Origin of the sequence: Streptomyces sp. NPDC050988 (assembly GCF_044456225.1) — a bacterium.
GTDB lineage: Bacteria > Actinomycetota > Actinomycetes > Streptomycetales > Streptomycetaceae > Streptomyces.
The window spans coordinates 203794-229448 of record NZ_JBITFQ010000013.1 but is presented as its reverse complement, the minus strand read 5'-3'; the positions used below and the strand labels follow the sequence as shown (position 1 = coordinate 229448).

23 protein-coding genes, 1 tRNA gene and 1 pseudogene are annotated in these 25655 nt (G+C 70.4%); 13 read left to right on the top strand and 12 right to left on the bottom strand.

The genetic code is table 11. From position 1 onward, the window contains the following. Positions 1-15: 15 nt before the first annotated feature. The gene (locus tag ACIBEI_RS27390) at positions 16-1353 is read right to left on the bottom strand and encodes a gluconate:H+ symporter (protein ID WP_398892885.1); all 1338 of its coding nucleotides are present in this window, start codon (positions 1351-1353) and stop codon (positions 16-18) included. A 154-nt stretch (positions 1354-1507) separates the two neighbouring features. Then, positions 1508-2470 carry a 5-dehydro-4-deoxyglucarate dehydratase gene (locus ACIBEI_RS27385; RefSeq protein ID WP_398892884.1) on the bottom strand — a complete coding sequence of 321 codons (963 nt, stop codon included), beginning with the start codon at positions 2468-2470 and terminating at the stop codon, positions 1508-1510. Positions 2471-2672: 202 nt separating this feature from the next. Here ACIBEI_RS27385 and ACIBEI_RS27380 point away from each other — a divergent pair, with 202 nt between their 5' ends. Then, complete coding sequence (locus ACIBEI_RS27380; RefSeq protein ID WP_398892919.1) at positions 2673-3434, top strand: IclR family transcriptional regulator; 762 nt, start codon at positions 2673-2675, stop codon at positions 3432-3434. Between the two features lie 137 nt (positions 3435-3571). Here ACIBEI_RS27380 and ACIBEI_RS27375 read toward each other — a convergent pair whose 3' ends face one another. After that, positions 3572-5866: an MMPL family transporter gene (locus tag ACIBEI_RS27375; RefSeq protein ID WP_398892883.1), complete on the bottom strand. Its 2295-nt coding sequence runs from the start codon at positions 5864-5866 to the stop codon at positions 3572-3574. Between the two features lie 438 nt (positions 5867-6304). Between ACIBEI_RS27375 and ACIBEI_RS27370 the strand changes: the two genes are divergently transcribed. From ACIBEI_RS27370 to ACIBEI_RS27345, 6 genes are all read left to right on the top strand, one after another. Next, the gene (locus ACIBEI_RS27370; RefSeq protein WP_398892882.1) at positions 6305-6442 is read left to right on the top strand and encodes a hypothetical protein; all 138 of its coding nucleotides are present in this window, start codon (positions 6305-6307) and stop codon (positions 6440-6442) included. A gap of 4 nt (positions 6443-6446) precedes the next feature. Next, positions 6447-6734, top strand: a complete 288-nt coding sequence (locus ACIBEI_RS27365) for a hypothetical protein (protein ID WP_398892881.1) — start codon at positions 6447-6449, stop codon at positions 6732-6734. Between the two features lie 6 nt (positions 6735-6740). Beyond that, positions 6741-7247: a histidine kinase gene (locus tag ACIBEI_RS27360; RefSeq protein ID WP_398892880.1), complete on the top strand. Its 507-nt coding sequence runs from the start codon at positions 6741-6743 to the stop codon at positions 7245-7247. Between the two features lie 24 nt (positions 7248-7271). After that, positions 7272-7347, top strand: a tRNA-Arg gene (locus tag ACIBEI_RS27355). A 231-nt stretch (positions 7348-7578) separates the two neighbouring features. Beyond that, the gene (locus ACIBEI_RS27350; RefSeq protein WP_248503946.1) at positions 7579-7845 is read left to right on the top strand and encodes a hypothetical protein; all 267 of its coding nucleotides are present in this window, start codon (positions 7579-7581) and stop codon (positions 7843-7845) included. After that, a complete protein-coding gene (locus tag ACIBEI_RS27345) occupies positions 7842-8288 on the top strand; it encodes a hypothetical protein (RefSeq protein ID WP_398892879.1) in 447 nt (148 codons plus the stop codon). Before ACIBEI_RS27350 ends, ACIBEI_RS27345 begins: the two co-directional genes overlap by 4 nt. A gap of 676 nt (positions 8289-8964) precedes the next feature. Here ACIBEI_RS27345 and ACIBEI_RS27340 read toward each other — a convergent pair. The 4 genes from ACIBEI_RS27340 to ACIBEI_RS27325 all read right to left on the bottom strand — a co-directional run bounded on the left by ACIBEI_RS27340 (position 8965) and on the right by ACIBEI_RS27325 (position 12518). After that, positions 8965-9540 (bottom strand): AAA family ATPase, encoded by a 576-nt coding sequence (locus tag ACIBEI_RS27340; RefSeq protein WP_398892878.1) that lies wholly within the window; start codon positions 9538-9540, stop codon positions 8965-8967. After that, the gene (locus tag ACIBEI_RS27335) at positions 9482-10312 is read right to left on the bottom strand and encodes a hypothetical protein (protein WP_398892877.1); all 831 of its coding nucleotides are present in this window, start codon (positions 10310-10312) and stop codon (positions 9482-9484) included. Before ACIBEI_RS27335 ends, ACIBEI_RS27340 begins: the two co-directional genes overlap by 59 nt. Positions 10313-10562: 250 nt before the next feature. Then, positions 10563-11924 carry a phosphatase PAP2 family protein gene (locus ACIBEI_RS27330; RefSeq protein ID WP_398892918.1) on the bottom strand — a complete coding sequence of 454 codons (1362 nt, stop codon included), beginning with the start codon at positions 11922-11924 and terminating at the stop codon, positions 10563-10565. 207 nt (positions 11925-12131) lie between these two features. Then, entirely contained in the window at positions 12132-12518 is a 387-nt protein-coding gene (locus ACIBEI_RS27325; protein WP_398892876.1) for a DoxX family protein, read from the bottom strand. On the opposite strand from ACIBEI_RS27325, the pseudogene ACIBEI_RS27320 reads away from it, so the two are divergent. Beyond that, a pseudogene (locus tag ACIBEI_RS27320) lies at positions 12487-12552 on the top strand (hypothetical protein); the annotation flags it as partial. The gene ACIBEI_RS27325 and the pseudogene ACIBEI_RS27320 overlap by 32 nt on opposite strands. A gap of 97 nt (positions 12553-12649) precedes the next feature. Beyond that, positions 12650-12757 carry a hypothetical protein gene (locus tag ACIBEI_RS27315; protein WP_398892875.1) on the top strand — a complete coding sequence of 36 codons (108 nt, stop codon included), beginning with the start codon at positions 12650-12652 and terminating at the stop codon, positions 12755-12757. Positions 12758-12795: 38 nt separating this feature from the next. Here ACIBEI_RS27315 and ACIBEI_RS27310 read toward each other — a convergent pair whose 3' ends face one another. After that, positions 12796-14028, bottom strand: a complete 1233-nt coding sequence (locus tag ACIBEI_RS27310) for a DegT/DnrJ/EryC1/StrS family aminotransferase (protein ID WP_398892874.1) — start codon at positions 14026-14028, stop codon at positions 12796-12798. A gap of 2 nt (positions 14029-14030) precedes the next feature. Continuing rightward, positions 14031-15320 carry a GNAT family N-acetyltransferase gene (locus tag ACIBEI_RS27305; RefSeq protein WP_398892873.1) on the bottom strand — a complete coding sequence of 430 codons (1290 nt, stop codon included), beginning with the start codon at positions 15318-15320 and terminating at the stop codon, positions 14031-14033. A 368-nt stretch (positions 15321-15688) separates the two neighbouring features. Between ACIBEI_RS27305 and ACIBEI_RS27300 the strand changes: the two genes are divergently transcribed. Then, a complete protein-coding gene (locus ACIBEI_RS27300; protein ID WP_398892872.1) occupies positions 15689-16054 on the top strand; it encodes a PH domain-containing protein in 366 nt (121 codons plus the stop codon). Here ACIBEI_RS27300 and ACIBEI_RS27295 read toward each other — a convergent pair. Beyond that, entirely contained in the window at positions 16032-17231 is a 1200-nt protein-coding gene (locus ACIBEI_RS27295; RefSeq protein ID WP_398892917.1) for an MFS transporter, read from the bottom strand. The two genes, ACIBEI_RS27300 and ACIBEI_RS27295, sit on opposite strands and share 23 nt — an antisense overlap. A gap of 110 nt (positions 17232-17341) precedes the next feature. Between ACIBEI_RS27295 and ACIBEI_RS27290 the strand changes: the two genes are divergently transcribed. The 3 genes from ACIBEI_RS27290 to ACIBEI_RS27280 all read left to right on the top strand — a co-directional run bounded on the left by ACIBEI_RS27290 (position 17342) and on the right by ACIBEI_RS27280 (position 19878). Continuing rightward, positions 17342-18349 (top strand): transcriptional regulator, encoded by a 1008-nt coding sequence (locus tag ACIBEI_RS27290; RefSeq protein WP_398892871.1) that lies wholly within the window; start codon positions 17342-17344, stop codon positions 18347-18349. 9 nt (positions 18350-18358) lie between these two features. Then, positions 18359-18853, top strand: coding sequence for a glutathione peroxidase (locus ACIBEI_RS27285; RefSeq protein ID WP_398892870.1), 495 nt, complete (start codon positions 18359-18361; stop codon positions 18851-18853). 134 nt (positions 18854-18987) lie between these two features. Beyond that, positions 18988-19878 carry a MerR family transcriptional regulator gene (locus ACIBEI_RS27280; RefSeq protein WP_398892869.1) on the top strand — a complete coding sequence of 297 codons (891 nt, stop codon included), beginning with the start codon at positions 18988-18990 and terminating at the stop codon, positions 19876-19878. Positions 19879-20047: 169 nt separating this feature from the next. Here the strand turns inward: ACIBEI_RS27280 and ACIBEI_RS27275 are convergent, their stop codons facing one another. Together ACIBEI_RS27275 and ACIBEI_RS27270 are read right to left on the bottom strand one after the other, a co-directional pair. Further along, entirely contained in the window at positions 20048-22084 is a 2037-nt protein-coding gene (locus tag ACIBEI_RS27275) for an MFS transporter (RefSeq protein WP_398892868.1), read from the bottom strand. Between the two features lie 215 nt (positions 22085-22299). Further along, the gene (locus ACIBEI_RS27270) at positions 22300-25440 is read right to left on the bottom strand and encodes a D-alanyl-D-alanine carboxypeptidase (protein WP_398892867.1); all 3141 of its coding nucleotides are present in this window, start codon (positions 25438-25440) and stop codon (positions 22300-22302) included. Positions 25441-25655 lie beyond the last annotated feature (215 nt).

Sequence of the window (25655 nt, the reverse complement as noted above, 5' to 3'; positions counted from 1 at the left end):
CAGTGGTCGAAGACTTCACAGGCTGAGGACGTCCAGGGCCCACTCCAGCGCCAGGACGCCGCCCAGGCCGATGATCGCGAGCACAGTCGTATAGGTCGTACGGACCTTGATCGCCTCGATGACCGAGAGGTTGAAGTACTCCTTGAACAGCCAGAATCCCGGGTCGTTGACGTGGGAGAAGGCGATCGACCCGCACGACACGGCGAGCACCATGATCTCGGGGTGGACGCCGCTGCCCGCGAGGAGCGGGAGGACCACGCCGGAGGCCGTGACGACCGCGACCGTCGCCGAGCCGAGGGCCACTCGGAGGATGACCGCGATCAGCCACGCCAGGATGATCGGCGATATGGACCAGCCGTCGGTGGCGTCCTTGATGTAGTCCGAGATGCCGCCCTCGACGAGGACATTCTTGAAGGCGCCGCCCGCCCCGATGACCAGCAGGATCATCGCCATCGCCTTGGCGGCGGAGGTGCAGGAGGCGCTGACCTCCTCCATGCTGCGGCCGATCCGCGGTCCGAACGCCCAGATCGCCAGCAGCAGGGTCAGCATGAGCGCGATCGGTGCCGATCCGATGAACGCGACGAAGTTCAGGAACGGGCTCTCGCCGGACGTGGCCATGTCGGTCACGGCGGCGCCCGCGATGAGCACCACGGGGAAGAGGGCCACGAACAGCGACCAGCCCATACCGGGCATCTCCTCGTCGGCGAACTCCCGCTCGCTGACCAGGCCGTGGGGGATGGACGGGTTCATCCGCTTGATGAACGGCAGCCGCGGCCAGGCGAGTGCGATGAGCGCACCGGCCGGTACGGCGATGAAGAGGCCGTAGAAGAGGGTGTGGCCGACGGACGCGTGGAAGGTCGCGGCCACGGCGGTGGGGCCGGGGTGCGGCGGCAGGAAGCTGTGCATCGTGGACAGCGCGATCGACATCGGCAGGCCGACCCAGAGGAGGTTCGCGCCGGTGACCCTGACCAGGGTGAACGCGATCGGCACGATGATGATGAACGCGACCTCGTAGAACATGGTCACGCCGATGAGCATCGACGTGACCACCATGGCGACCTGGACCCAGCGGGGGCCGAAGGCGTCCAGCAGCTTGCCCGCGATGCGTTGGGCGGCGCCCGAGTCGCCCATGACCCGGCCGACCATCGCGCCGAGGCCGATGGTGAGCATCGTGTCGCCGATCTGGTCGCCGATGCCGGTGGAGAGGACGTCCGGGATGTCGGCGACCGGTATCCCGCGGACCACGGCTACGCCTATCGCCACGAGGAGGAGTGCGGCGAAGCCGTTGAGTTTCAGGCGGGTCATCAGGAGCAGCAGGATCAGGACGCTGATCCCTACTACGAGGAGAGGCATGGCAGTTCCCCTTTGAACTGTTGGCTCTTGTTGCGGGGTGGCTCCGCCGGTTCGGGGTCGGGTGCGGGTGCCGAGTGGGCAGGCTTGGGTGGATTGCTGGTGCGGGTGGGTGGGGGCTGAGTGCGCGGTTCCTCGCGCCCCTGAAAGAGCCTGGTCAGCGGGCGTCTGCCAGGGTCAGGCCCGTCGTGAGGATCTTCTCCAGGGCTGCCAGATCCGTCCGATCCGGGTCCGTCAAGGGGGCTCGGGCCGGGCCCACCGGGAGGTTGCGTAGGCGGGCGGCTGCCTTGATGAGGGTGACGGCGTAGCCGGGGACGCGGTCTCGGAGGTCTACGAGGGGGACGTAGAAGTCGCGCAGGAGCTTGGTCGTTGTCGCGTGGTCGTCGGTGTGCAGGGCCGTGAAGAAGGCGTTCGCGATCTCGGGGGCGAAGGCGTGGACGGCCGACGAGTAGGCGGGGACGCCGACGGTGGCGTACGCGCGGGCCTGGATCTCGGCGGTCGAGGCGCCGTTGAAGAAGAGGAAGCCGTCGGGCGCGGCGAGGGTGAGGCGTTGGAGCCGGTCCAGGTCGCTGTGGCCGTCCTTGAGGCCGATGACGGTCGGGATCTCGGCGATCCGGCGCAGGCCCTCGGCGGTGAAGGCGACCTGGCCGCGCTGGTACGCGATGAGCGGGAGCGCGGTGCCGTCGGCGATCCGGCGCAGCTGCTCGACCAGTCCGTCCTGCGGGGCGGCGACCAGATAGTGCGGGAGCACGAGGAGGGCGTCGGCGCCCGCTTCCTCGGCGATCCGGGCGAACCGGCGGGCCTGCGCCCACCCGTAGCCGATACCCGCGACCACCGGCAGCCGGCCGGCGGCGACCTCGACCGTGGCCCGGACGACCTCGCGGTACTCGTCCTCGTCGAGCGAGAAGAACTCACCGGTGCCGCAGGCGGGGAAGACCGCGCCCGGGGCAATCGTGTCCTCCTCGGCGGCCAACTGGCCGGTCAGGTACGTCCGGTACGAGTCGAGGTCGAGGCCGCCGTCGCTGTGGAAGCTCGTGAGCGGGAAGGACAGCACCCCGCCCGCCATTCCGTCACGTAGCCGCCGGACAGTGCCTTCGGCCTCCGCGCTGATCCCTGTCATGAACTCTGTCTCCATATGCAGATGCCGTCTACGTATGGAGATGGAGGCTAAGTTGGTGAACGCGCGGGGTCAATGGGTGCGACACCGCGGATTTACGATGAGCCCCATGCCGGAGAGCGAAGAGGTGCGGGGCGGAGGCCCCCAGGACGCAGGCCCTCTTGCGCGGACCCGGGTCCGTACAGGGGGCTCGGGTGTCCGTGAGGTGAAGTCCGCGGCCCGTACCGTCGCGCTGCTCGAACTGCTCGCCGCGCGCGGCGACCGGCCCGCCCGCCTGGACGAGCTCGCCGAGGAGCTGGGCGTACCGCGCAGCAGCATGTACCAGCTGCTGCAGACCCTCGTCGACCGCGGCTGGGTGCGCTCCGACACCACCGGATCCCTGTACGGCATCGGGATCAGCGCGCTGCACACCGGTACGAGCTACCTCGACAGTGATCCGCACGTACGCACGGTCCGTCCCTATCTCGACGAGGCCTCGGACGCGCTCGGCGAGACGATCCACCTGGCGCGGCTGGACGGCCCGAACGTCGTCTACCTCGCGACCCGCGAGTCCCACGAGTACCTGCGCACCATCAGCCGGGTCGGCCGCCGGATCCCGGCCCACGCGGGCGCCCTCGGCAAGGCGCTCCTCGCCGAGCGCCCCGACGACGAACTCCCGCTCCCCGAGGGACCGTTGGCCGCCCTCACGGAGAACACCCACACCGACCGCGCCACCCTGCTCGCCGACCTCGCGGAGGTGCGGGAGCGCGGCCACTCCATCGACCGCGAGGAGACGGTGACCGGTATCGCGGGTTTCGGCTTCGCCCTGCGGTACGACTCACCGGCCACGGACGCCATCAGCTGCTCGGTACCGGTGGCCCGGCTCGACGCGGAGCACGAGGCCCGGGTCGTCGCGGTCATGCGGGAGATCCGGACGAAGATCGAGGGTGTTCTGTCGCCGGCGCCGGGCGCGCCCGACTGGCGCTGAGCGATCGTCGGCGCCGATCGCCGATCGCCGACGCCGACCGCTGGCGCCGTTCCCCGGCGATCGAGTTCGGTGCCGGATACGTACGGGCCGAGGGCCGCCCCCTGCGTAACGGGCGGCCCTCGGTGGGTGGTGATAGGTCAGACGGAGGTGAACTCCGGCCTTGTGTCCTCCCCGGCGGGTCCCTCGGTGGGAGCCTGCGTGTGTGTCGCATCCTTCGTGACCTGCGGGGCCTGCGGGGCCGACGGGGTCGCGGCCCGGTGGCTGAGGGCCGCGCCCTCCACGTCCACGCGGGGCAGGATTCGGTCCAGCCGGCGGGGCATCCACCAGGCGGCCTTGCCGAGGAGGGCGAGGACGGCCGGGACGAGGGCCATGCGGACGACGAAGGCGTCGAAGAGGACGGCGATGGCGAGCCCGAAGCCGATCATCTTGATCATCGATTCACCGGCCCCGATGAACCCGGAGAACACCGCCATCATGATCAGCGCGGCGGCCACCACGACCCGGGCGCTGTAGCGGAACCCGGTCCGGATCGCCTGGCTCGGGCTGTCCCCGTGGACGTACGCCTCCCGCATCCGGGCGACCAGGAACACCTCGTAGTCCATGGCCAGTCCGAAGACGATGCCCACCAGGAAGATCGGCATCATGCTCATGATCGGGCCGGTCGTCTCGACCCCGAGGAGTCCGGCGCCCCAGCCCCACTGGAAGACCGCGACGACGGAACCGAGGGCCGCGAGCACGGAGAGGAGGAAGCCGACGGCCGCCTTGACCGGGACGAGGACGGACCGGAAGACGATCATCAGCAGCAGGATGGCCAGGCCCACGACCAGGATCAGGTACGGGATCAGCGCGTCCTGGGTCTTCTGGGCGACGTCGATGTTCAGTGCGGTGGTGCCGGTGACCTCGAACTCCGCACCGGTGGCGGCCTCGGTCGCGGGGCGGTCGGCCCTGATGCTCTTGACCAGGTCCACGGTCCGCTCGCTGGTGGGTGCCGTGGACGGGATCGCGGAGAACACGGCCGTGTCCCCGGCGGAGTTGAACCGGGCCGGCGAGACGGACACGATCCCGTCGGTGGCACCGATCCGCTCCTCGATCGTACGGACGGCGGTCTTCGGGTTCTCGGCGTTCCTGGCGTCCACGACGACGGTGAGGGGCCCGTTGAAGCCGGGGCCGAAACCTTGGGCGAGGTCGTCGTAGGCACGGCGTTCGGTGGTGGAGGTGGGCTTGGCCTCGGCTCCCGGCATGCCCAGTTGGAGGTCCATGACGGGTATCGCGAGGGCGCCGAGTCCGACGACGGAGGCGATCAGGACGGGGACGGGTCGGCGCAGCACGAAGCGGGCCCAGCGGCTGCCGCCGTTGTTCTCACCGCCCTCCTCGATACGTCCGATACATCCGATACATCCGCTCCGGCGGGCCCTGCGCGAGAGAACGGCTTTGGGCCAGAAACCGAGGACGGCCGGGACGAGGGTCAGCGCGATGAGCACCCCGACGACGACCGCGCCCGCGGCGGCAAGACCCATCTTGGTGAGCATCGGGATGCCGACCACCGAGAGCCCGGCCAGCGCGATGACGACGGTGAGCCCGGCGAAGACGACGGCGGATCCGGCGGTACCGGTGGCGAGCCCCGCCGCTTCCTGCGGGGAGTGGCCCTTGGCGCGCTCCTCGCGGTAGCGGGAGACGATGAACACGGCGTAGTCGATGCCGCAGGCGAGGCCCAGCATGGTGGCGAGGGTGCCGGTCGTGGACGACAGACCGAACGCACTGGCCAGCGCCATGATCGACGCCATGCTGACACCGACGCCGAGGATCGCGGTGAGCAGCGGAAGCCCGGCGGCGGCGAGCGACCCGAAGGTGATCAGCAGTACGAAGGCGGCGATGGCGACACCGATCGCCTCCGCCGAACCGCCGGCCGAGGGCTGGGTCTCCAGGGCGGTCCCGCCGACCTCGACGGTGAGGCCCGTGTCCCGGGCCTGCTCGATGGCACTCTCCAGCCGGTGCTTGGCGGCGTCGGTGAGATCGTCGGCGTCGGCCTTGTAGATCACGGTGGCGTACGCGGTCGTAGCGTCCTTGCTGACGGCCTTGGCCTCGGCCTGGAAGGGGTTGACGGCGCTGGCGACCTGCGGTCCGTCGGCCGCGCGCTCGACCAGCGTGTCGACGGCCTTCCGGTGGTCGGCGGCGGTGATCTTCTGCCCGTCGGGCGCGACGAACACGATGCGGGCGGTCGCGCCGTCGGCGTCGGTCCCGGGGAAACGCTGTTCCATCAGGTCGAAGGCCTTCTGGGACTCGATCCCCGGCATGCTGTTCGTCGCCTCGGGGGCGGCGGGCGCTTTGGCGGCCCCAAATCCGACGGCGGCGAGGACCGCGACCCACAGGAGGGTCACGTACCAGCGCCTTCGAAAGGCCAGCCGGCCGAGTCGGTAGAGGAAAGTGGCCACGGGGTCTCCAAGAGTCGCGTACGTCGAGGGGTGTGGGCGGCGTGCGGGGGTACGGCGGCGGTGCGAGGTGTGGGGGCGAGCGAGGTAGGGGTGCTTCGAGCGATGGGCCACGGGCGGTGGGGCGGTGCTTGAAGGGGTGGGGCGGTGCTTGAAGGGGTGGGCCGGGGTTGGCCCGTGGCCCGGCTCCCGCCGGGGCCGTCAACGCCCTCCGGGGGCCGTCGACTTCCGAGATCAACGATCCCGGCGGCGGCCCGCCGCCACGAGAGAGCGGGCTCCCGAACCGTGGTGTAGCGGGCTACACCATGAGGACGGGGCCCCCGCTCCCGCGCGGCACACCCCGCGGCTCCGAACCCGAACGACACGAGGAAGACGACGAGGCGGCAGACGGCCAGGGCAACGATCCAACCGGCCAGGGCCGCGGTCCTGACCTTCGGCACGGTGCTCGTCCTCACGGCCCTGCTGATCACGACCACAGTCACGGCCACCCTCGCGGTGGTGGACGCGGGGCTGCTCCCCGAGACGGTGACGCTGGTACTCCGGATCGCCGGATCGCCGGGGCCAAGCGCCGCCGGGTGACCGAGTGGACGGGCGAGCGAGCGGATCCCGGAGGCCCACCTCCCCCCTGGACGACGGCCCGCTCCGCGCCCGCCTGCGCACCGCGGTCCACGCCCCCGGCACGCTCATGGACCTGCGCTGGATGTTCGCCCAGTACGGCTACGGCAGCGTGCTGCCGATCCTGATGCTCCCGCTGTGGCTGGCGGCACTGCTGGTGGACGGAGTGCGCTGTGCTGGTGGACGGAGTGCGCTGGGGACTCCTGAACCGCGCCCCGCTCGTCCTCCCCCTGATCACCCGCCTGGCGAACCTTGAGGCCAGGTGGTCCGCCGCCTGCTGAAGCCCTCCCCCAGGGCACGTCTGAGCGAGCGGGTCGAGGAACTGACCGCGACGAGGGCGGGTGTGGTCACCGCCCACGAGGCCGAACTGCGCCGCATGAAACAGGACTTGCAGGACGGCACCCAGGCCCGCCCGGTTTCCCTCTCCATGCGCCTCGGCCTGGCGAACCGCGCGTACGAACACGACGCCGCCTCCGCCCGCGAACTCCTGGACGACGCCCAGGACCAGGCGGAGGAGGCCCTGACGGAACTCCGCCACGTCGTCCGCGGGATCCACCCACCGATCCTCACCGACCGCGGGCCGGCGGGCGCCGTACGGGCACCACACAGACAGCACACCGACACCGCACCGACACCGAGCCCGACCACAGGCCACCCCCGGACCACTGCCCACCCGGCCCCCACGCTCGTCCGCTACGCTGTTCCCGGTACCTCTCCCTGCCACCAGGCGGAGGGCTGGGGACATGCACGACACCCCACCCCCACCTAAGCCCAGGAACAGGCACCACGCCTCGCCTTCGTAGCTCAGGGGATAGAGCACCGCTCTCCTAAAGCGGGTGTCGCAGGTTCGAATCCTGCCGGGGGCACCACCTGCACCGCAGGTAAGAGAGATCGCGGCCCCTCGTTCCATTCGAACGGGGGGCCTTCCTCACGTCTGGAGTCCACAAGAGTCCACATCCCCATGCGAGCCCCAGACGCGCTTCTCGCAGACCTGCGCGGTATCCGTCGGGAGGGGTGGTATCCGTCGGGAGGGCGGCGCGGGCAGGTGAGGACCCCGAGGAGGCCAGGCCGCACCGGACGAGACCTGGCATACTTGAAGTATGGCAACTAGGAAGATCACCATCACCGTGCCGGAAGAGCTGGTGGAATCAATCAAGGAACGCGTCGACGCGCGCGGGGTGTCCGGCTACATCGCGGCCGCCGCCGCTCATCAGGACGCCATGGATCGACTGCGCGAGTTGGCCGAACGTCTCGAAGAAGAGCACGGCGTCGTGACGGAAGACGAGCAGCAAGCAGCGCTGGACCGCATCGCCGCGATTGACGGCTGGCATGACGAGCAGCGATCACACTCGGACGAGGCCGCGTGAGCGGCACCGCCCGAGCGAAGCTGCACCGGCCGCGACAGCGCGTCTTCGTCTTCGACTCCGAGGCTCTCTCCAAAGCGGTTCAGGGCGATCGGGAGATGGCTGCGCTGATCAAGACGGCTCCGCGGCTGGACATCCCGATCGTCACCTCGGCGCTCACGACCTTGGAGGCATGGGACCCTCGCGAAACGTCGAGGCAGGCACTGTGGAACTGGACGCTGTCCCGGATCCGCATCGTGCACACGGACGACCAGGTGATCGCCATGGCGCGCGACATGTTGAAGGCAGCCGGCCTGCATGGGCACAAGTACGCCATCGACGCCATTCTGGCGGCCGTAGCCGGGCGGGAAGCCGTGCAGGGAGCTGAGGCAACCGTCTTCACCTCCGACACCGACGACATGAATCAACTCCTCGCGGGGCACGCCGTGCGAGTAGAGAAGGTCTGACGATGACGAGACGCCGCCTGCACCTCACTCCGGCCACTCGCCGGCTCCCCTGAGCAACCCGTGCCCTCGCCGGACAGCATGCACCGGCACGTATGCAGCACACGGGGGAACGGGAAACGCCGCGAAGACGTGAGAACTGCGGAGGAGTGTTTCCCCAGTACAGACACGCTGTAGTCCATATTTTCGCAGGTCAAAGCCCTGCCCAAGGAAAACTCCTAAAGCGGGTGTCGCAGGTTCGAATCCTGCCGGGGCACCACACGGCTCACACTCCAACAACCGGGCTCATGGTCGGCGAAGGTCGGCAACTGGATGACGTCGGTTGGATGCTGCTGTGCGACGCGCGGGCGATGGGTTATCGGCCGTGCGGGCGCTGCGGTTCTCCCGAGAGGTAGAAGGAACAGAAGGCTTCCGGCATCCACGGCTGACATCAACGGCGCCGGACGGGGACAACAGCGGTAGACGACGGTGGCTGGCAGGCACGTACACCCCCAGCACACCTGCCAAGGAAGCGGCAGGTCACCGGCTGGTAGCCCAGCCTCTCTCCTGAAGCGTGCGTTGGTGATCCGGATCGAGACCCGTCAGTCGAAAAGCGTCGACAGCGGACGACCATTCGAGAGCTGCCGGATTGCGCCCACCTGGGCCGAGACAGGCGAGGCGGGCGGGGCGGCCGGGTTGGTCAAGGGTGGGGTCGTGGTTCGTCGAACAGGGCCAGTTCGTCGCTGGTCGGGGTTTCGAAGAGTTCTGCGTACTCCTCGAGCATCTCGCGAGTGATCCGGGCCGTGCCCGACGCGCCCTCCCCGTTGCGGGCGTCGAGGCGGCGGCACAATTCGTCGATCGGCGCCGTTAGATAGTGCAGTTCGACGTGAGCGCCGAGGGCGCGGGCGCCGAGGCGTTTCTCGTTCCGCTCGGAGTGCGACCAGAAGCCGAACTCCAGGATGACGCTCTGGCCGAGCCTCAACAGCTCCTGGGCATGTCGGGAGAACCGCCCCTCGAGCCGGATGCGCGTCTGCGCGTCGAACAGGTCGACGCCGAGGTCCGCCATCCATTCGTCCGGGCACAGACGTACGGCCGGAATCGCATCCGCCAGGCGCTTGGCCAGCGTCGTCTTCCCGGAACCCGGAAGTCCGCACAGCAGAATCAGGCTCGGCTCGTGTCTCGCGTCCACCAGGTTCCTCCACAGCGCCTCAGGATCGTCAACGCCGCACATGCTGACGCAGCCGAGCCGAACCATGGAACCGGATTTCAGCGACACGGACGCTCAGTCCTTCAGCCTGGTGTCTGGTGTTTGGTGTCTGGTGTCTGGTGTCTGGTGTCTGGTGAGGTCGGCGCCTCTCGCCGTTCAGCGCGTTGCTGATCTCCAGAAGACGCCCCCCGGGCATGGCGAAGGTGTTGTGGGGGTTCCGGTAGGAATGACCGCCGTCGTTGATCCGGACGCCGTCTGCCAACCTCCAGTGCGCAGGCGCCCATTGCCCCTGCTTCTCAAGAAGCATCCTCGCCACTTCGGCGGGCTCCTCGATCAAGGTGAGAGCGGCAAGAGCGGCTGTCAGGGCAACGGCCGCGTCGTCAGGGAGCCGCGCATCCCCGAGGGTCGGGAAGAGCAGCAGGAGACGGGCGTCCGAATCGTCGACGCCCTCTGTGCCCGACTGTCGAGCCGCGGACAGCAGTTCCGGCCACGCCGTTCCGGGCCCCATGAAGTGACCGTCGTCCACGGCGAGGTGTTCCGCCGCGGACCAGGCCGGGTGGTGAATGAGGTAGTCCACCCCTTGGTCGCCCTCGAAGTTGCGGTAGACGACGTGGATGGTGTGGCCGGAGCACAGGGGCAGGCTGAACACCGGCCACTCACGCGCGGCGGAGAGCCTGCGGGAGAGTTCCGTGGCCGCGTCCCAGTCGGCGCCGAACGCTGCTCGCTGTGCGTCCTCTCCACGCAGACAGGAACCGAGGTGCACGGGCCAGAACAACGGATCGTCCAGGTAGGCGCTGCCATCGACCAGATGGCCATGTTCGTATCCGGGGATCTTCAGCACGCGAGGATGATGGCACGAGGCACAGACACCGCCTCCGGGTTCGGGAGTCGGCCCCGCCCCAGCTCAGTTTCGGTCTCCGCCGCGGAGTGCTCGACCGCTGCTTACGCGTGGCCGTGGCCGTGGAGCCTCCCCTCCCGTACGTACTGGCCGACGGCCGTGCCCCGCGGCGCCCACCGTCATCGCCCGCCTCCGCCCTCCGCCCTCAGCCCTCAGCCCTCAGCCCTCAGCCCTCAACCAGGTGCGGCACGGCTCAGACCAGTTCAGGTTGCCGTTCCGGCTGTCGCGCCGGGGCAGCCCTCGGCTCCCACAGTGCCGCGGTCCTCACGTAGCCATAGATCACCGACGTCATCGCCAGGATGAGGAGAGGTCCGTACAGCCACGGATGCCGGGCCATCTCCAGCGGCAGGTAGCGGTACGACACCAGGAGTGCGGCGAAGACAGTCGTACCGTAAGCGACCAGTCGGAGCCCCGATCGGTCCCAGCCGCGGTCGAACGTGCGCAGAGCCGCCTCGACCGTGAGGGTGAACACCACGCCGGCGATGAGGTCCACGCCGTAGTGGTAGCCGAATCCCAGCGTTGCGCCGAGTGTGGCCACCAGCCAGAACGTTCCTGCGAGGCGCAGAACCCGCGGACCCTTCCGGGAGTGGATGAAGATCGCGGTGGCCCACGCCGTGTGCAGGCTGGGCATGCAGTTGCGTGGGGTGATCTCGTCGAACGGCATGGGGTGCGGGGTACTGATCGGCGGCAGCGTCCGCGGCCACAGGTCGGCGACCGCCCACTGCCCGCTGGGCGGCGCTTCCGGCCACAGGCCGACCGACGACCAGTGCTCGACGCCGGTGCCGTAGGCGAAGACCGGTCCGACCACCGGGAAGATCATGTAGATGGTGGGCCCGAGGAGGCCGATCACCAGGAACGTACGCACCAGATGGTGGCGCGGGAAGCGGCGCTCGGCCGCCACGTGGCGCAGTTGGTACAGCGCGACGACGACCGCGGCCACCGCGAGCTGGCCGTAGACGATGTTGAGGAGATTGGAGCCGATCTGGCCGGTGGCCGCGACCATCCGGCCCAGCAGCCACGACGGGTTGCCCAGTGCGTGATCGGCGGTTGCCACGTACTGGTCGAGCACCCCGGGGCGGGTCTTGGAGGTGATGAGCAGCCAGGTGTCGCCGGTCTTGCGGCCGGCCACCAGCAGCAGGCCCATCCCGACACCCTTCAGCAGCAGGACGCGTTCCCGGCCGGTACGGCGGGTGACGGCGACGACCGCGCCGCCCAGGATCACCCACAACGCGCCGTTTCCGAAGGGGTGGCCGTCGGTCACCCTGGCGTCGACCGCCCATCGGACCGCCGAGAAGGCGATGTCGATACCGATCGCGGCGCCGGCGGCCATGAACCGTTGCCGCCAGGTGAGTACCACCATCATCAACGCCATACCGGCGTACAACAGAAAGCCGGATTTGGGGGCGAATATCGCCTCTCGCGCCTGGTTGGTGATCGGCCCCGGCTCGCCGTAGTGACGTGCGGCGAGCTCCAGCGCGACAAGGAATGCGAGGCCTACGACACCCGCCGTGACCCAGAGTCCCGCCCGAGGCCCACGCCGCTCGGAGAGCGTGATTCTGCTTCTTGTCCGCGCAGAATCACGCCAAGTTATGTATCTCAATTTTCAGCCGATTTAATAGATTCCGGTCAACGGGCAGAGTGAGTTCCGTCCACCGCCTTCCCGTCGTGGCCGCGTCCTCCCTCATGAAGAACAACCCGCCCGACGAGGGAAGACGGAAAGATCACGGTCCGGGTTCCGCAGAACCGCGCTGAAGATCGAGCCTCAGCGGCTCACCACGTCGTGCCCAGCCACGCGGCCCCCGGCCACCCCGGCGAGCGCGACGAGAGTGACGTTGAGGCCCGTCTCCTGCACCTCTCCGCGGGACAGGTGCAGGGCGGTCGCCAGGATCTGGAGTACGAGGAAGCCGAGTGCGGCGAGTATCGCGAGGGCGGGGGCCGTCCCGGTGAGGGGCGGCAGTACGAGGGCGGCGGCGCCGAGGATCTCGATGGTCCCGATGGCCCGGACCGCCCCCATCGGAACCGTGTCCACCCAGCCCATCATGGGCGCCGGTTGCTCCTTGCTCTGCGCGACCTTCCTGCCACCCGCGTACAGGTAGAAGGCGGCGAGCAGCCCGGCGATGATCCAGCTGCAGCCGCGCGTCCCAGGCATCGCGCAGCGCATGCTCACCCGCACGGTCCGGCACCTGGAGCGCGACGGCCTCGTGTCCCGCACGGCGTACGCCGAGGTCCCGCACGGCGTACGCCGAGGTCCCGCCCCGCGTCGCGTACGAACTCACCGCGATGGGGCGGACCTTGATCGAGCCCGCCGTGGCCCTGGCCGAACGGGCCGTCGACAACAACGCCGACATCGAGCGGAACCAGACGGCGTACGACACGGAGCGTCCCTGAGCAGGGCCCGGCGTACGGTCAGCGGGCCCTTCGGCCGTTCACTGGCCCAGCGGTGCCGGTGGTGTGGCGTCCGGGACGTGGGCGGTCGGGGTCGGTGGGTGCGCGGTTTTCGTCCGTTCCTTTGTGAGGGCGGCGGTGAGGGTGCGGGCCAGGAGGGGGTCGGCCGGGAGGACGTGGGAGGCGAACCAGCGGGCGGACGACGGGTCCGGGGACGGTTCGACGAACTCCGCGCCCGCGTAGTCGTCGAGCGGCGGATCATAGATGTAGCCCGCGACCACTCCGTGTCTCACCAGGCGCCGCACGAGGGCGTCGCGGTTGTGGACCAGGAGCGGGACCCGGAAGAGCGGGAGCGGGCCGCCCCGTGCCGCGCGGTCGCGGAGTGCCGGTGAGGCCCAGGCCGTGCCGGAGAGGACGCTGACGCCTGCTCGGCGGCGGGTGAGGTTCTCGTCGAGCAGCGCCATGCGGAGCCTCAACTGCCCGCGCACCAGGGTTCCGTGGCGCGTCCGGAAGTCGTGGAGGTCGACGCGTATCCATGGCTCGTACGCGGTGACGCTCGGCGCCCGGAGTGCGCTGGCGGCGAGCCGGGGCGCGTGCAGGGCCATGCGGAAGTCGTCGCGTTCGAGGAGGCCGAGGCGTTGCATCGTCCGCCAGGCCGGGCGCACCAGGTGCAGGGTGCGGACGGCCGAACGCGCCAGTGGGCGCAGGGCGGTGGCCAGGTCGCCGGCCAGGCGGCCCGGGACCAGGAGGTCGTCCCGCAGCAGCTCCAGCTCCCGGCGGGTGCGCGCGTCCTCCACGGCCAGGAAGCCGCCCGCCATCGCGGCCACGTGCTTGGAGAGGCTGAAGGCCGCCGCCGTTCCGAACGTGCCGATCGGCTGCCCGTCGAGGTGCGTGCCGATCGCGTGCGCGGCGTCCTCGATCAGGGGTATCCCCAACTCCTCGCAGCGCAGGCGCAGTTCGACGACCCGGTCCGGCATGCCGTACAGGTTCGTGGTGAGGACGGCGTCCACGCCGCGCCAGGTGGACTCCGGTACGGCGGCCGGGTCGATGTTGCCGTCCCAGACCGACACGGGGGCCAGCACCGGGCGCAGTCCGGCCGCGAGGACGACGAAGAGGATCACGTCGTCGTTCACCGGTGACATCAGTACCCGTGCGCCCGGCCGGCACCAGCGCCGCAGTGCCAGGTACAGGGCCAGGCGTGCCGAGGGGGTGTAGACGCACTCGCGTCCGAGTCGGCGTGCCATCGTCGCGGCGAGCCGCGATCCGTACGGCATCGTCACCTCTTCCGCCGCGGGGCCGCGGGGCCCGGCGCGTTCGTGTTCGTGTTCGCGTTCCACTGTTGGGCGGCAGTGCCCTGCGGGTTTGCGTTGCGCTGCGGGTTCGCGTCGCCCTGCGGGTTCGCCGTGCCCCGCCGGTCCGCGTTCCGTCGCGGCGCGGTGCCGGAACCTGTGCCCATGCCCGCGCCCATGCCCACGCCCATGCGGCCCGTCGTACGCAGCGTGCCTGCCGTCTTCAGCAGCCGGTCGGCCGGTTCCCGCAGGCGCGGATGGGCCAGGACCGTGTTCCGCAGCCCGCGCACCGGTCTGCGCCACAGCCGGTGGGCGGTGGCCACCGGGTGGGGGCGGACCGCGAAGCCCTCGCCGACGCGCAGTTCGCGGGTCTTGAGCCAGTCCTTCCACTCCTTGTCGCCGCGCCCCAGATCCATGAGGCGCACGCCGTCCCGGCCGGCGGCCTCGGCCATGCGGAGGTGCATGATCAGGCCGGGCGAGTAGTAGTGGAGGTCGGGGTCGTACGCGGTGAACCACGGCGCGAACACCGTGCGCGACCTCGGCCCGAAGTGCGCGGCCACCGGCCGGTCCCCCGCGTACACCACGGACAGCACACCGGTGAAGTGCTCCTCGCGGACCTGGAAAAGCTGGTCCACCAGCTCCACGATCCACGGCCGCGCGAACCGGTCCATCCGTCCCGTTCTGCGGTACTGGGCGGACTTCCACCGCATGAGCGTGCGCAGCGCCGCCGGATCGCGCTCGTCGAAGACGAACCGCATCTCGCCCAGGTCGCGCGCCAGTCGGCGTTCCTTCTTCAGCGTCGTCTTGGCCAGCCCCGGGTACGCGCCGCGCAGCCACTCCGCGTAGCCCGCGTCGTCGCCGTCCTTCAGGTCGATGGCCGGTGAGGCGAACGTCCCCGTGACGTAGGGCCCGAAAGGTTTCTGCTCCTCGACGAGGTGGTCGAACTCGAAGACCGAGAGACCGCAGGCCCGCAGCAGTTCCCGGGTGTCCCAGGTGACGCCGGGCCGGTGCACCAGGGCCTGGGCGTCGGAGAGACCGAGCCCGATGGCCCGGCCCACCCCTAAGGCGTTGCGCTCGTACGGGAGGAAGCCGACGGCCTCTTCGCCCTCGTGCAGGACCGCCACCCGCGCCCCGCCGCGGTGCCGGCCGATCCCCGCCGCGAACTCCGGTGCCAGGAAGGGGTTCGCGTAGTCCGGTGACTCGTCCATCGCGCGGTGCCAGGCCCGGCGCAGCGGGATGCTCAGTTCCTCGGGTCTGTGGATCGTGATGGTGCTCATGGACCGCACGGGCGCCCCCCATTCCCCCATGACGCGCTCTCCGCGTCCTGCCCCCGCCTCGAACTGTTCCGCGGGGCTCAAACGTCGCGAAACAGTACGCACGCTGTCAAGGGTGGTGTGAGTAATGGAAGCGTCACGGATCGGACTGCCCCGCCCGTACTCAGTCCGGACCCCGTCCACACCTGGGACGAGCCGCCGCCGGCCGCCACCCGCCTCAGGTGAATCGGTGCCCCGATTGCCCTACAGTGAGAGGATCTTGTGACATCACAAGCCGGTCCGCGCACCCGGTTCAGAAGACCGGATTCGCACATCCGGTTCAGCAGACCGGATGCGCACATCCGGTTCCACACATCCAACGGGGGCACATCATGGCGCTGTTCGGAAACGCGCACACCGTCGATCCGGCGAAGGCCCAGCACGACTACGCGCGGCTGCTCGGGCAGGACGAGCAGGTGTACGCGGCGTACCTGCTGATACGCGACACCATCCTCTTCACCGACCGCCGTCTCATCCTGGTCGACAAGCAGGGCATCACCGGCAAGAAGACGGAGTACCACTCCGTCCCCTACCGCAGCATCACCCACTTCTCCGTCGAGACCGCGGGCCACTTCGACCTCGACGCCGAGCTGAAGATCTGGATCTCCGGCACCCCGGCGCCGATCGAGAAGACCTTCACCAAGGGCGTGGACATCTACGAAGTGCAGGCGATCCTCACGCAGTTCGTGGCGCGCTAGCCGCGCGGGGTGCGGGGCGCAGTCCCGGTACGAGGCTCACCGTCACGGCGATCGACGCCAGCGCCATCACCGTCATCGCCGTGCCCGGTGACGTCAGTTGGGCCGTAGCGCCCGCCAGGGCCGCTCCCACCCCCTGCATCGTCAGCATGCCGGACGAGTGCAACCCCAGCGCGTGGCCGGACAGTTCGGGCGGGGTCGCGGCCATGAGGCGCTCCTGCTGCAGAAGGCTCGCCGCGAACCCGGCCGAGGCCAGGGCGGCGAGGCCCGCCGCCAGGAACGGCCCCGGGCGCAGGACGAACAGCACGTACGGGGCCGCCAGCAGCAGAAGCAGCGGTACGCCGAGTCGCGGGCGCAGGCGCGGCGGCGCGAAGCGGGCCACCGCCACATCGCCGGCCAGCATGCCCAGAGCCGCGCAGGCGAAGAGCAGGCCCGCGTGGTCGGGGGCGTACGAGACATAGAGGGACTCGCAGCCGACGATCAGGCCGTTGGGGATCCACAGGGCCAGGAACAGGTGGCGGCGGGGGCGGGAGGCGAGCAGGGCCGCGTTCGTGCGCCGGGTCTCGCGCACCGACGGGCGGCCCGTGGCTCTCGGCGGGCGGGGTGTCAGGGCGAGGCGGGACACCGCGGCGGCCGTCACGTACAGGGCGGCCGCCGTGAGCAGCGTGCCGCGCGGGGACAGGAACGTGATGAGGACGCCTCCCGTCGCGAACCCCGCGACCTGGGTGACGCCGTTCGCCATGTTGAACACCGAGCGGCCGAGGATGTAGCCGTGCTTGATGTAGCCGTCCTCGCGCAGGATCTCGTTCAGCAGGCCCCAGCGGACCCCGCCGCCCAGGGACGCCACCAGGCCCAGTACGAGGATCAGGGCGAAGATCCCCCACAGGGGCGGCGGGGCCGCGAGTGCCGCCGTACCCGCCGCGAACGCCAGCGCGGTGCCCGTCAGCGTGGCTCGGGGCGGCAGGCGGTCGGCCGCCGACAGGAGCGTGGTCGCGCCCAGCACCTGGGCCAGTGACGGGCCGAACATGCTCAGCGCCGACAGCAGCGGCGAGTCCGTGGCCCGGTAGACCAGCGTGCCGAGTGCGAGGCCGCTCATCGTCTGGGCGGCCACCTGTGCCGAGGAGGCCAGGAAGAGGGGGGTGAACTCGGGGGTACGGAAGAGGGACCGGTACGACGTCATGGGCATGACCGGAGTCTCGGACCGGCGTCGAAGCGGCCGGTAGAGTTTCGCGCCTGCGCGAAACAGACAGCGCACCGGACAATCGGACAGCTGCCGGGGAGGCCGCCGACATGGGCTGGTGGCAGGTCAACGCCGACACCCTCGCGGGCAGCCGGTTCGTGCTCTCGCCGCTCGCCGAGACGTTCGCCTGTCTGAAGGCGCTGCGGGCGGGGACGGCCACGCACCCGGGCGAGCGGACCTGGCTGGAGGCCCACCTGCCGGACTACGACGAACAACTGGCGGCCGATCCCGTCACCGCCGCCCTCGTCCGGGCCGGTCTCGGGCCCGAGTGGATCGCCGACTTCCTGACGCCGACCCCACGCGGCGAGGAGGACTTCGACACCGAGGTCGCCCGAGTGCGCGAGACCTCTCCGGAGGCCGCCCGCGCCCACCTCGCCGTCGCCCTGCGCGGCCCGCTCCCCCGCATCCTCCAGGACCGCGACGACCTCCCCGGCCGCGCCGCCGACCTGCTCACCCACGTGTGGACCGAGGCCGTACGCCCCTACTGGCCCCGTCGCCGTCGCGTGCTCGAAGCCGATGTGGTCGCCCGCACCGCCCAGTTGAGCCAGGGCGGCTGGGCCGCGGCCCTCGACGCGATGCGGCCCGGCATGCGCTGGCTCGGCGAGAACCGGCTGCAGATCAACCTCCACGAGTACCCGCCCCGCGAGATCTCCGGCGCCCAGCTCATCTTCGTACCCGTGACACCGCAGCGGCAGGGGTGGGTGTCGTGGGAGGAGCCCGACCGGTACGCGGTCGTGTACCCGTGCTCGGGCGCGCTCGCGGACACCGGACCGACGGCGGCGGGCGCCCCCGAGAGCCTCAGCCGGTTGCTCGGGGCGGCACGGGCGGGCGTTCTCGTCCTGCTCGACTCCCCCATGAGCACGAGCCAGGTGGTCGCCGTCACCGGCCAGGGGCTCGGCTCGGTCGGCCGCCACCTCAAGGTCCTGCTCGATGCCCGGCTCGTCGAGCGGCGGCGCTCCGGGCGGTCGGTCCTCTACTACCGCACCCCCGCGGGCGAGGTTCTCGTCGGGGTCCAGGGCGACCGGGGCGCCGCCCGTGCCCCTTCGGACCGGAGTTAGCATCCGTTTATGACTACTGACTCAGTTCTCGACGTCGACATCGATGCCCTGCAGGGCGGTTCCGCGGACCTCGGCCAGTACAAGGGCCGGGCCGTGCTCATCGTCAACGTGGCCTCCAAGTGCGGGCTCACTCCCCAGTACGGGGGCCTGGAGCGGCTGCAGGAGCGGTACGCGGCCCAGGGCTTCACCGTGCTCGGCGTGCCCTGCAACCAGTTCATGGGCCAGGAGCCCGGCACGTCCGAGGAGATCGCGGAGTTCTGCTCGGCGACGTACGGCGTGACCTTCCCGATGACCGAGAAGGTCGACGTGAACGGGGACGGACGGCACGCCCTGTACGAGCGGCTCACCGGTTTCGCGGACGGCGAGGGGCACAGCGGCGACATCCGCTGGAACTTCGAGAAGTTCCTGATCGGCCGCGACGGCACCGTGGTCGCCCGCTTCTCCCCGCAGACCGAGCCGGACTCGCCCGAGGTCGTGGCGGCCGTGGAGGCACTGGTCGCCTGACGCGGCGACTCCCACCGGTTTCACCGGTTCACCGGTTCACCGGTTCACCAGTTCACCGGTTGACCTTGCCCCTGGGGCAAGGAGCACCGTCCTCCCCGCCGGGCGGCAGTCGCCCGGTGACGGAGGATGGGCCCGTGGAACCCGTGACCGACACGACCGACGCGTTGCCCCCGGCCGAGGGCCTGCTCACGATCGGCGCGTTCGCCGCCCGTGCGCGGCTCTCGCCGAAGGCGCTGCGGCTGTACGACCGGCTGGGCCTGCTGCGCCCCGCGCACGTCGACGACACGACCGGCTACCGCTACTACCGCGCCGCCCAGGTCGAACCGGCCCGCCTGGTCTCCCTGCTGCGCGGCCTCGACATGCCGCTCGCCCGGATCGCCGAGGTCGTGGAGCGGCAGGAGACCGACGGGCAGGCGGCCGCGGACCTCGTGACCGCCTACTGGGCGGAAGTCGAGGAGCGCCTGGCCGGGCAGCGGACACTCGCGCACTACCTCCGTGGACGGCTTTCCGGAAGGAGTTCCGAGTTGTACGCGACATTCGAGGTCCACACCGTGGACGTACCGGAGCAGTGGGTCATCACCGAGAAGCGGCACACCCTCGTGGAGGAGCTGCCCGTCTGGATCCCGGCGTCACTGGGCCGGCTGGAGGCGGCCGCGAAGGAGTACGGCGGCACGACGGGCGCGCCCTTCGTCGTCTACCACTCCGAGGTCTCCCAGGAGAGCGACGGCCCCGTCGAGTCCTGCGTCCCCGTGGCCGACCCGGAGGCCGCCCGCACCTGGGCCGCCCGGCACGCCCGCACCTGGAACACCACAGCCCGCCTCGAACCCGCCCGCCGCCTCGCCTACACCCGCATCACCAAGGCCCAGGTCGCCAACCCCCAGATCCACGCCGCCTACGAGGCGGTGGAGACCTGGCTGACCAAAAAAGGCCTCCCCTACGCCGGCCCCTGCCGAGAGATCTACTTCACCGACTGGGACGACTCGGGCCCGGAGGACCAGGTCTGCGACGTGGCGTTCCCTTTCTAGGGGCGCGGGGAACGGCGCAGTCTTTTGTCTTTCAGGGGCGCGGGCAACGACGTGGCCTTCCGGCTTCAGGGGCGCGGGGAACGGCGCAATCTTTTCGCTTTTAGGGGCGCGGGGAACTGCGCGACCAGCCCAATCGAACCCGCACCCGACAACGAAACCCGCGGAAGCGCTACCCGGTCCCCCGGACAGCCTCCCTCATCTCCTCAGGACACCCCGTCCCCCGCGGCAACTGATAAGGCGCAGCCAACCGATACGTGCCGGCCCGCGGAGCGAGAAGCTCCGTCCACTTGTCCCCGTTGACATCCTCCTCCGTCTCCATCAGACACCCGTTGACGTTCTCGTACGCCTTCGGCATCTCGTCGTCGTCCTCCCGCAGCCGCTTCGACTCCTCGGTCTCCTGGGGCGGCTTGACGCTCTTCCCCTCCGCGTCGACGAGCCCGAGCCACGGTGAGTACGGGATCCGGATGAGCACCCGCCCCGCCCGCTTCACCTCGATGGTCAGCTCACCCTGCTCGGCCCGGTCGACGACGGCGGGCGGGTCGGCCATCGGGGTGGGGTCGGTGACCTGGAAGAGCTGCCAGTTGGCGTCGCCCCAGACCTGCTTCAGATACGGCATCCCGCGCTGCACAAGCTCCCGCTCGCGCTCACCGCCGTCGCCGTCGGGCTCGCCCTTGGGGACGACGACGAAGTGGACGGCCCAGCGCCGCAGCCACTCGTGGTAGTTCGCGGAGTTGAGGGTGTCGTCGTAGAAGAGGGGGTTGCGCTCCATGTCCGCCTGCCGGTTCCAGCCGCGGGCGAGGTTGACGTACGGGGCGAGGGCGGACGCCTCCCGGTGGGAGCGGGCCGGTACGACCTCGACGCGGCCCTTCTCGGCGCCGGCGACCTGGAGCTGGTTGACGAGCGGGGCCAATTCGCGGGCCCAGGAGGCCGCGGGCGTCGTATGCACTATGTCGTCGACGGCCTTGAAGCCGATCCAGGCGTTCATGCCCACGAAGGTCACGAGGACCGCGTACCACTTGCGCGAGCGCGGCACGGTGAAGGGCAGCGCGGCGATCAGCACGACGCCCGCCAGGAGCATGGGCAGGCGGCTGATGTTGGAGCCGATCTGCGAGCTGATCAGCCAGACGAGGAGGACGGAGAGGCCGTACACCGCCGCCGTTATCCGGACCGTCTTCCACTCCTTGGGGACGAGGAGGAAGACGAACACCGAGTACGAGAAGGGCAGCAGGACCGAGGCGAACAGCATCGGCTGCGTGCCGGAGAAGGGGAACAGCCAGGCGGAGACGCCCACGACGGCGGCGGGCGCGAGGCCCAGCGCGTACGCGCCCGGGCGGCGCTTCTGCAGGAAGAGCGCCACCGCGACGAAGCCCACGAAGAGCCCGGCCACGGGTGAGGCGGCGGTCGCGAGCGCGGCGAGCGGGGCGGCGCACAGGGCCTTGGCCCAGCGTTTGTAGCGCCAGCGGTACGGCCAGCAGAACACGACGGCGGTCGCACCGAGCGCGAAGACCATGCCGAGGCCGAAGGTCACGCGCCCCGAGGCCGCGTTGCACAGCAGCGCGAACACTCCGGCGAGCGACGGCCACACCGGGTTCCGTACGGCCCTGGTGCGCATCAGGATCAGCGTGAGCAGCCCGGCGGAGATCGTCCCCGCGATCATCAGGGTCGTACGCACGCCGAGCACGGCCATCAGATACGGCGACACCACGCTGTACGACACCGGGTGCATCCCGCCGTACCAGGCCAGGTTGTACGCCGAACCCGGGTTCCGCCCGACGAACTCGGCCCACGCGTCCTGCGCCGCGAGGTCGCCCCCACTGTTCGCGAACGTGAAGAACCAGATGACGTGCAGGATGCCGGAGAGCGCGGTGGCGAGGGTCGCGGGGTGCCGCAGGAAGCGGTGGAGACGAGTGGTCTCGTGAACGCCGTCGGGGTCCCGGTCCGCGCGATGCTCGCCGTCCTCGCCGTCCTCGGAGTCGGAGGCGTCGGGGAGTTCGACGGACCCGGAGTTCTCCGGAGCCTCGGCCGACTCGGTGGATTCGGAGGCCTCAGAGACGTCAGAAGCGTCGGAGGCGCCAGAAGCGTCAGAGGCGTCTCGGGCTTCGTCCGATCCGGGGCGTTCAACGTTCCGCGTACGCAGGCGTATTCGCTGGCCGGCTTCTTGGCCCGGCTCGGCGTCGTCGGCGTGCGTCGGCTCCGCTGTCGCCACGTGAAGGCACTCCCGTGTCCCGTTGTCTCACTGCTCGGCCGGGCCCCGCGGCGGGCGACCTTGCCCTTCTCGCGACGCTAGCACGCACCCCGGCCCAGAGCGCCGGGGCGGTACTCCGTCGGCGGGGTGCGACCGTTTCGGCACGGCTTGGGAGCATCACGCCCCCAAGCCGCCACGGCTCCGTATGCCCGTACGCCCGTACGCCCGTACGTCCGTCAGCTCACGCGGGTGAGCTTGGACCCGTAGCCCGGTTCGACGAGGTCCGACTGGAGGGCGACCGGCACCTCGACCGCGTTGCCGCTCGTGCCGTCACCGACGCTCAGGGAGCCGACCTTGGTTCCCGCCTTGGCCTCGTGCGGGATGACCGTGCCGTCCTCGCCCAGCTTCAGCTTGACGGTCTGTCCGGCCCAGCCCACCGCGGAGACGTCCTTCGTGGCGACGACCGACGTGCGACCGCCGAGCCCGTCGTCCACGTACCCCACGACGTCACCCTTCTTGAGGATCTTCCGCGAGGTCAGCGCCTCCTGGGCGGCGATCATCGCCTCCTTGCTGACCGCGTTGACCGTGTCGATGATCGGCGGCTGGTGCTGGCCGAGGATCGCGCCGACGACGATGACGTTCTCGCCGCCGACCTCCTGGGTGGCGGCGAACAGCAGGTTGCCGCCGGCCTTGGTGGTGGAGCCGGTCTTGATGCCGATGGCGTTGTTGTAGGGCACGAGGCGGTTGTAGTTGTCCCACTTCTTGCCCGAGGGGTCCACCCAGGTCGGCAGCTTGGTGATGTCCACCAGCGCCTGCATCCGCACCAGTTCGTTGCCGAGCTTCACCTGGTCCTCGGCGGTGGAGACGGTGGTCTCCTTCAGGCCCGAGGGGTCGGTGTACGTCGTGTTGGTCATCCCGAGGTCCTTGGCGGCGTCGTTCATCTTCTTGACGAACGCCTCCTCGGAACCGTTCGAGTCCCAACGGGCCAGCAGCCGGGCGATGTTGTTCGCGGAGGGGATCATGATGGCCGCGATGGCGTCCTTCTCGGTGAGGGTGTCGCCCTCCTTGACGGTGTTGAGCGTCGACTCGCCCTGCGCGTCGTAGCCGCCCTCCGTCTCCGCCTTCGCGTCGACGGGGATCTTCGCGCCGTCCTCGCCGCGCTTCAGCGGGTGCTCCTTGAGGATCACGTACGCCGTCATGGCCTTGGCGACCGAGCCGATGGCGACGGGCTTCTGCTCGCCGAACGTGTCGACCGTGCCGATGCCGTTCACGTCCATCCAGCCCTGACCCTCGCCGGGCCACGGGAGGGAGACCTTGTTCCCCTCGAAGGCGTACGACTCGTCGGCGGTCAGCGCGAGCGTGGGGGTGGGCAGCGGGCGTACGGCCTGTACGACTGCAAACACCACGGCCAGCAGCAGCACCAGTGGGGTCCAGATCTTGACCCGCCGTACGACGGTCCGCACCGGGGTCTGCCGGGGCGGCGGCGTGTTCGTCAGCTCCGCCAGCAGGTCCAACGGGGGCTTCGGCGGCAGGGGTTGCTGGGTCGTCCGCTCGGGGCCGACCTGCGGGATGGCGGTCGTCTCGGCGGCCGGCGGAACCGGCGGCGGCGCGAGGGGCCGCACCTTCGGCGGCGCGGGCTCGTCGAGCGGCTTGAGGGCTACGAATTTGCTGGTGCGCTCTGCCTCCGGCTCGGCGGGCGAAGCCGAGGGCGCGGAGGGCTTGGCGGCCCAGGCCGGAGCGGGCTTGCCCTCGGCGGCGCGCTCGGCACCCTTGCCGGGCTCGGCACCCTTGTCCCGGTCGGCATCCTTGCCGGGGTCGGTCGCCGTGCCCTTGTCCGTCCCGGAATCGGCTCCGGATTCCGCTCCGGTCCTGGGCTTGTCATCGGTCCCGGCACCCGGCTTGGCGCCGCCCAGCTTGAGCATGGTGGTGGGCTGGTCCACGGCACGCTTCGGCATCTTGAAGATGGCGGTGGGCTGGTCTACGGGGGGCTTGCGATCGTCGTCGGAGCCCGCATCCGATCCGGCGTCACCGTCACCGTCACCGTCACCGACGGCTACCGCGTCGGACTGGTCCGCGCCGGAGCCGGAGGCAAGCTTCGCGTCAGCATCGGCGCCGCCCTCACCGGAGGCTTCGTCGGCGGGTTCACCCGCATCGGCGACAGCACCGACCGCAGGCACCGCATCGCCCTTCGCAGCGTCGACCTTGCCCGCACCGGGGACCTCGTCGGCGGGTTCGTCCACGCCGGAGGCAGCGTCGGCCTCCGGCACCGCGTCGCCCTTCGCAGCGTCAGCCTTGGCATCAGCGGAAGCTTCGTCAGCGGGTTCGTCCCCATCGGGAGCAGCACCGGTCCGAGACGCGTCCTCGCCCTTGGCAGCGTCAGCCTTGGCCTCAGCGGGGACCTCGTCCGCGGGCTCGCCCGCACCGGAGGCAGCGCCGGCCTCAGGCACCGCATCGCCCTTCGCGTCCGCGTCGCCGTCACCGTCTCCGGAGCCTTCGCCCTCGGACTCGGACTCGGACTCGTCGGACGTGTCGGACCCGACCGTCTCGGGCGCCGCGTCCGCCTTCGCGTCGGCGTCGGCTTCCGGCCGATCCTTCGCCTCGTGGGTCGTCTCGCTCCGCGACTCGCTCCCGGTGTCGGCGTCGGCGTCACCAGCAGACTCCGCGTCGTCACCGTCGGTCCCGGTGGCAGAGTCGGTCCTGGCGGGCGCGTCTTCCGCAGCCCGGGCCTCCGCGGCAGCGGCACCCTCCGGCTCGGCGTCCTCATCGGCGTCACCGTCACCGGCACCGGGCTCGGACTCGGCCCCAGCCGTCCCGCCCTCCGCCCCGGACTCACCCTCGCCATCCGAGTCACCGCCACCGGTGGCACCCTCGGCGTCGCCCCCGGCCGAAACAACCGAACCGGCCGAACCCGACGTGTCCGATTCCGGACCGTCGGCCCCCTCGGCGGCACCGGAAACTTCAGCGTCATCGGAGCCATCGGAGCCGTCGGCGTCAGAGGCGCCCTCAGGCGCCTCGTCGTCCGCGGTCGCGACCCACGCGGCCACCACGTCCCGCAGACGCGCGTCACCGCCCTCGGTGCCCTTGGCGGGGCCCTTCCCGGCGGACTCCCGGTCCGCAGAACCGTCACTCCCCTGGGAACTCCCGGCGGCGGACCCCTCCGAGCCGTCCAGTCCCGCCGAACCCGCAGAACCCGCGGAGCGCTTCGTCGAGAACACCGCCGTGGCCGTGTCCACCCGGGCAGCCGCCGTCACGGCCTCCCTGGCGACGGCCAGCCGCGGATCCGGAACCGGAGCCTTGCTCCCCGACGTCGGTTCTGCCGACGACTCGTGCTGCTTCGACCTGTCGGGGGACTCGCCCGCCACCGATGCCTCCTCCATGCGCCACACTCCGTGCGGCCAACCGAACCATGAACCCGCCAAGTCGTGCACACACGCCCGGACATCCCGTGTCCGAACCATGTACCAGTGTCCTGTGTGCGGGCTTAACCCCCGTGGTAGACGAGAACGACATACCTATCGGTTCCACTACATTCCGGTCACGCACTCTCGACAGACCAATGTGAGAGGGGTCACCCTGTCATTCATCCACGCGG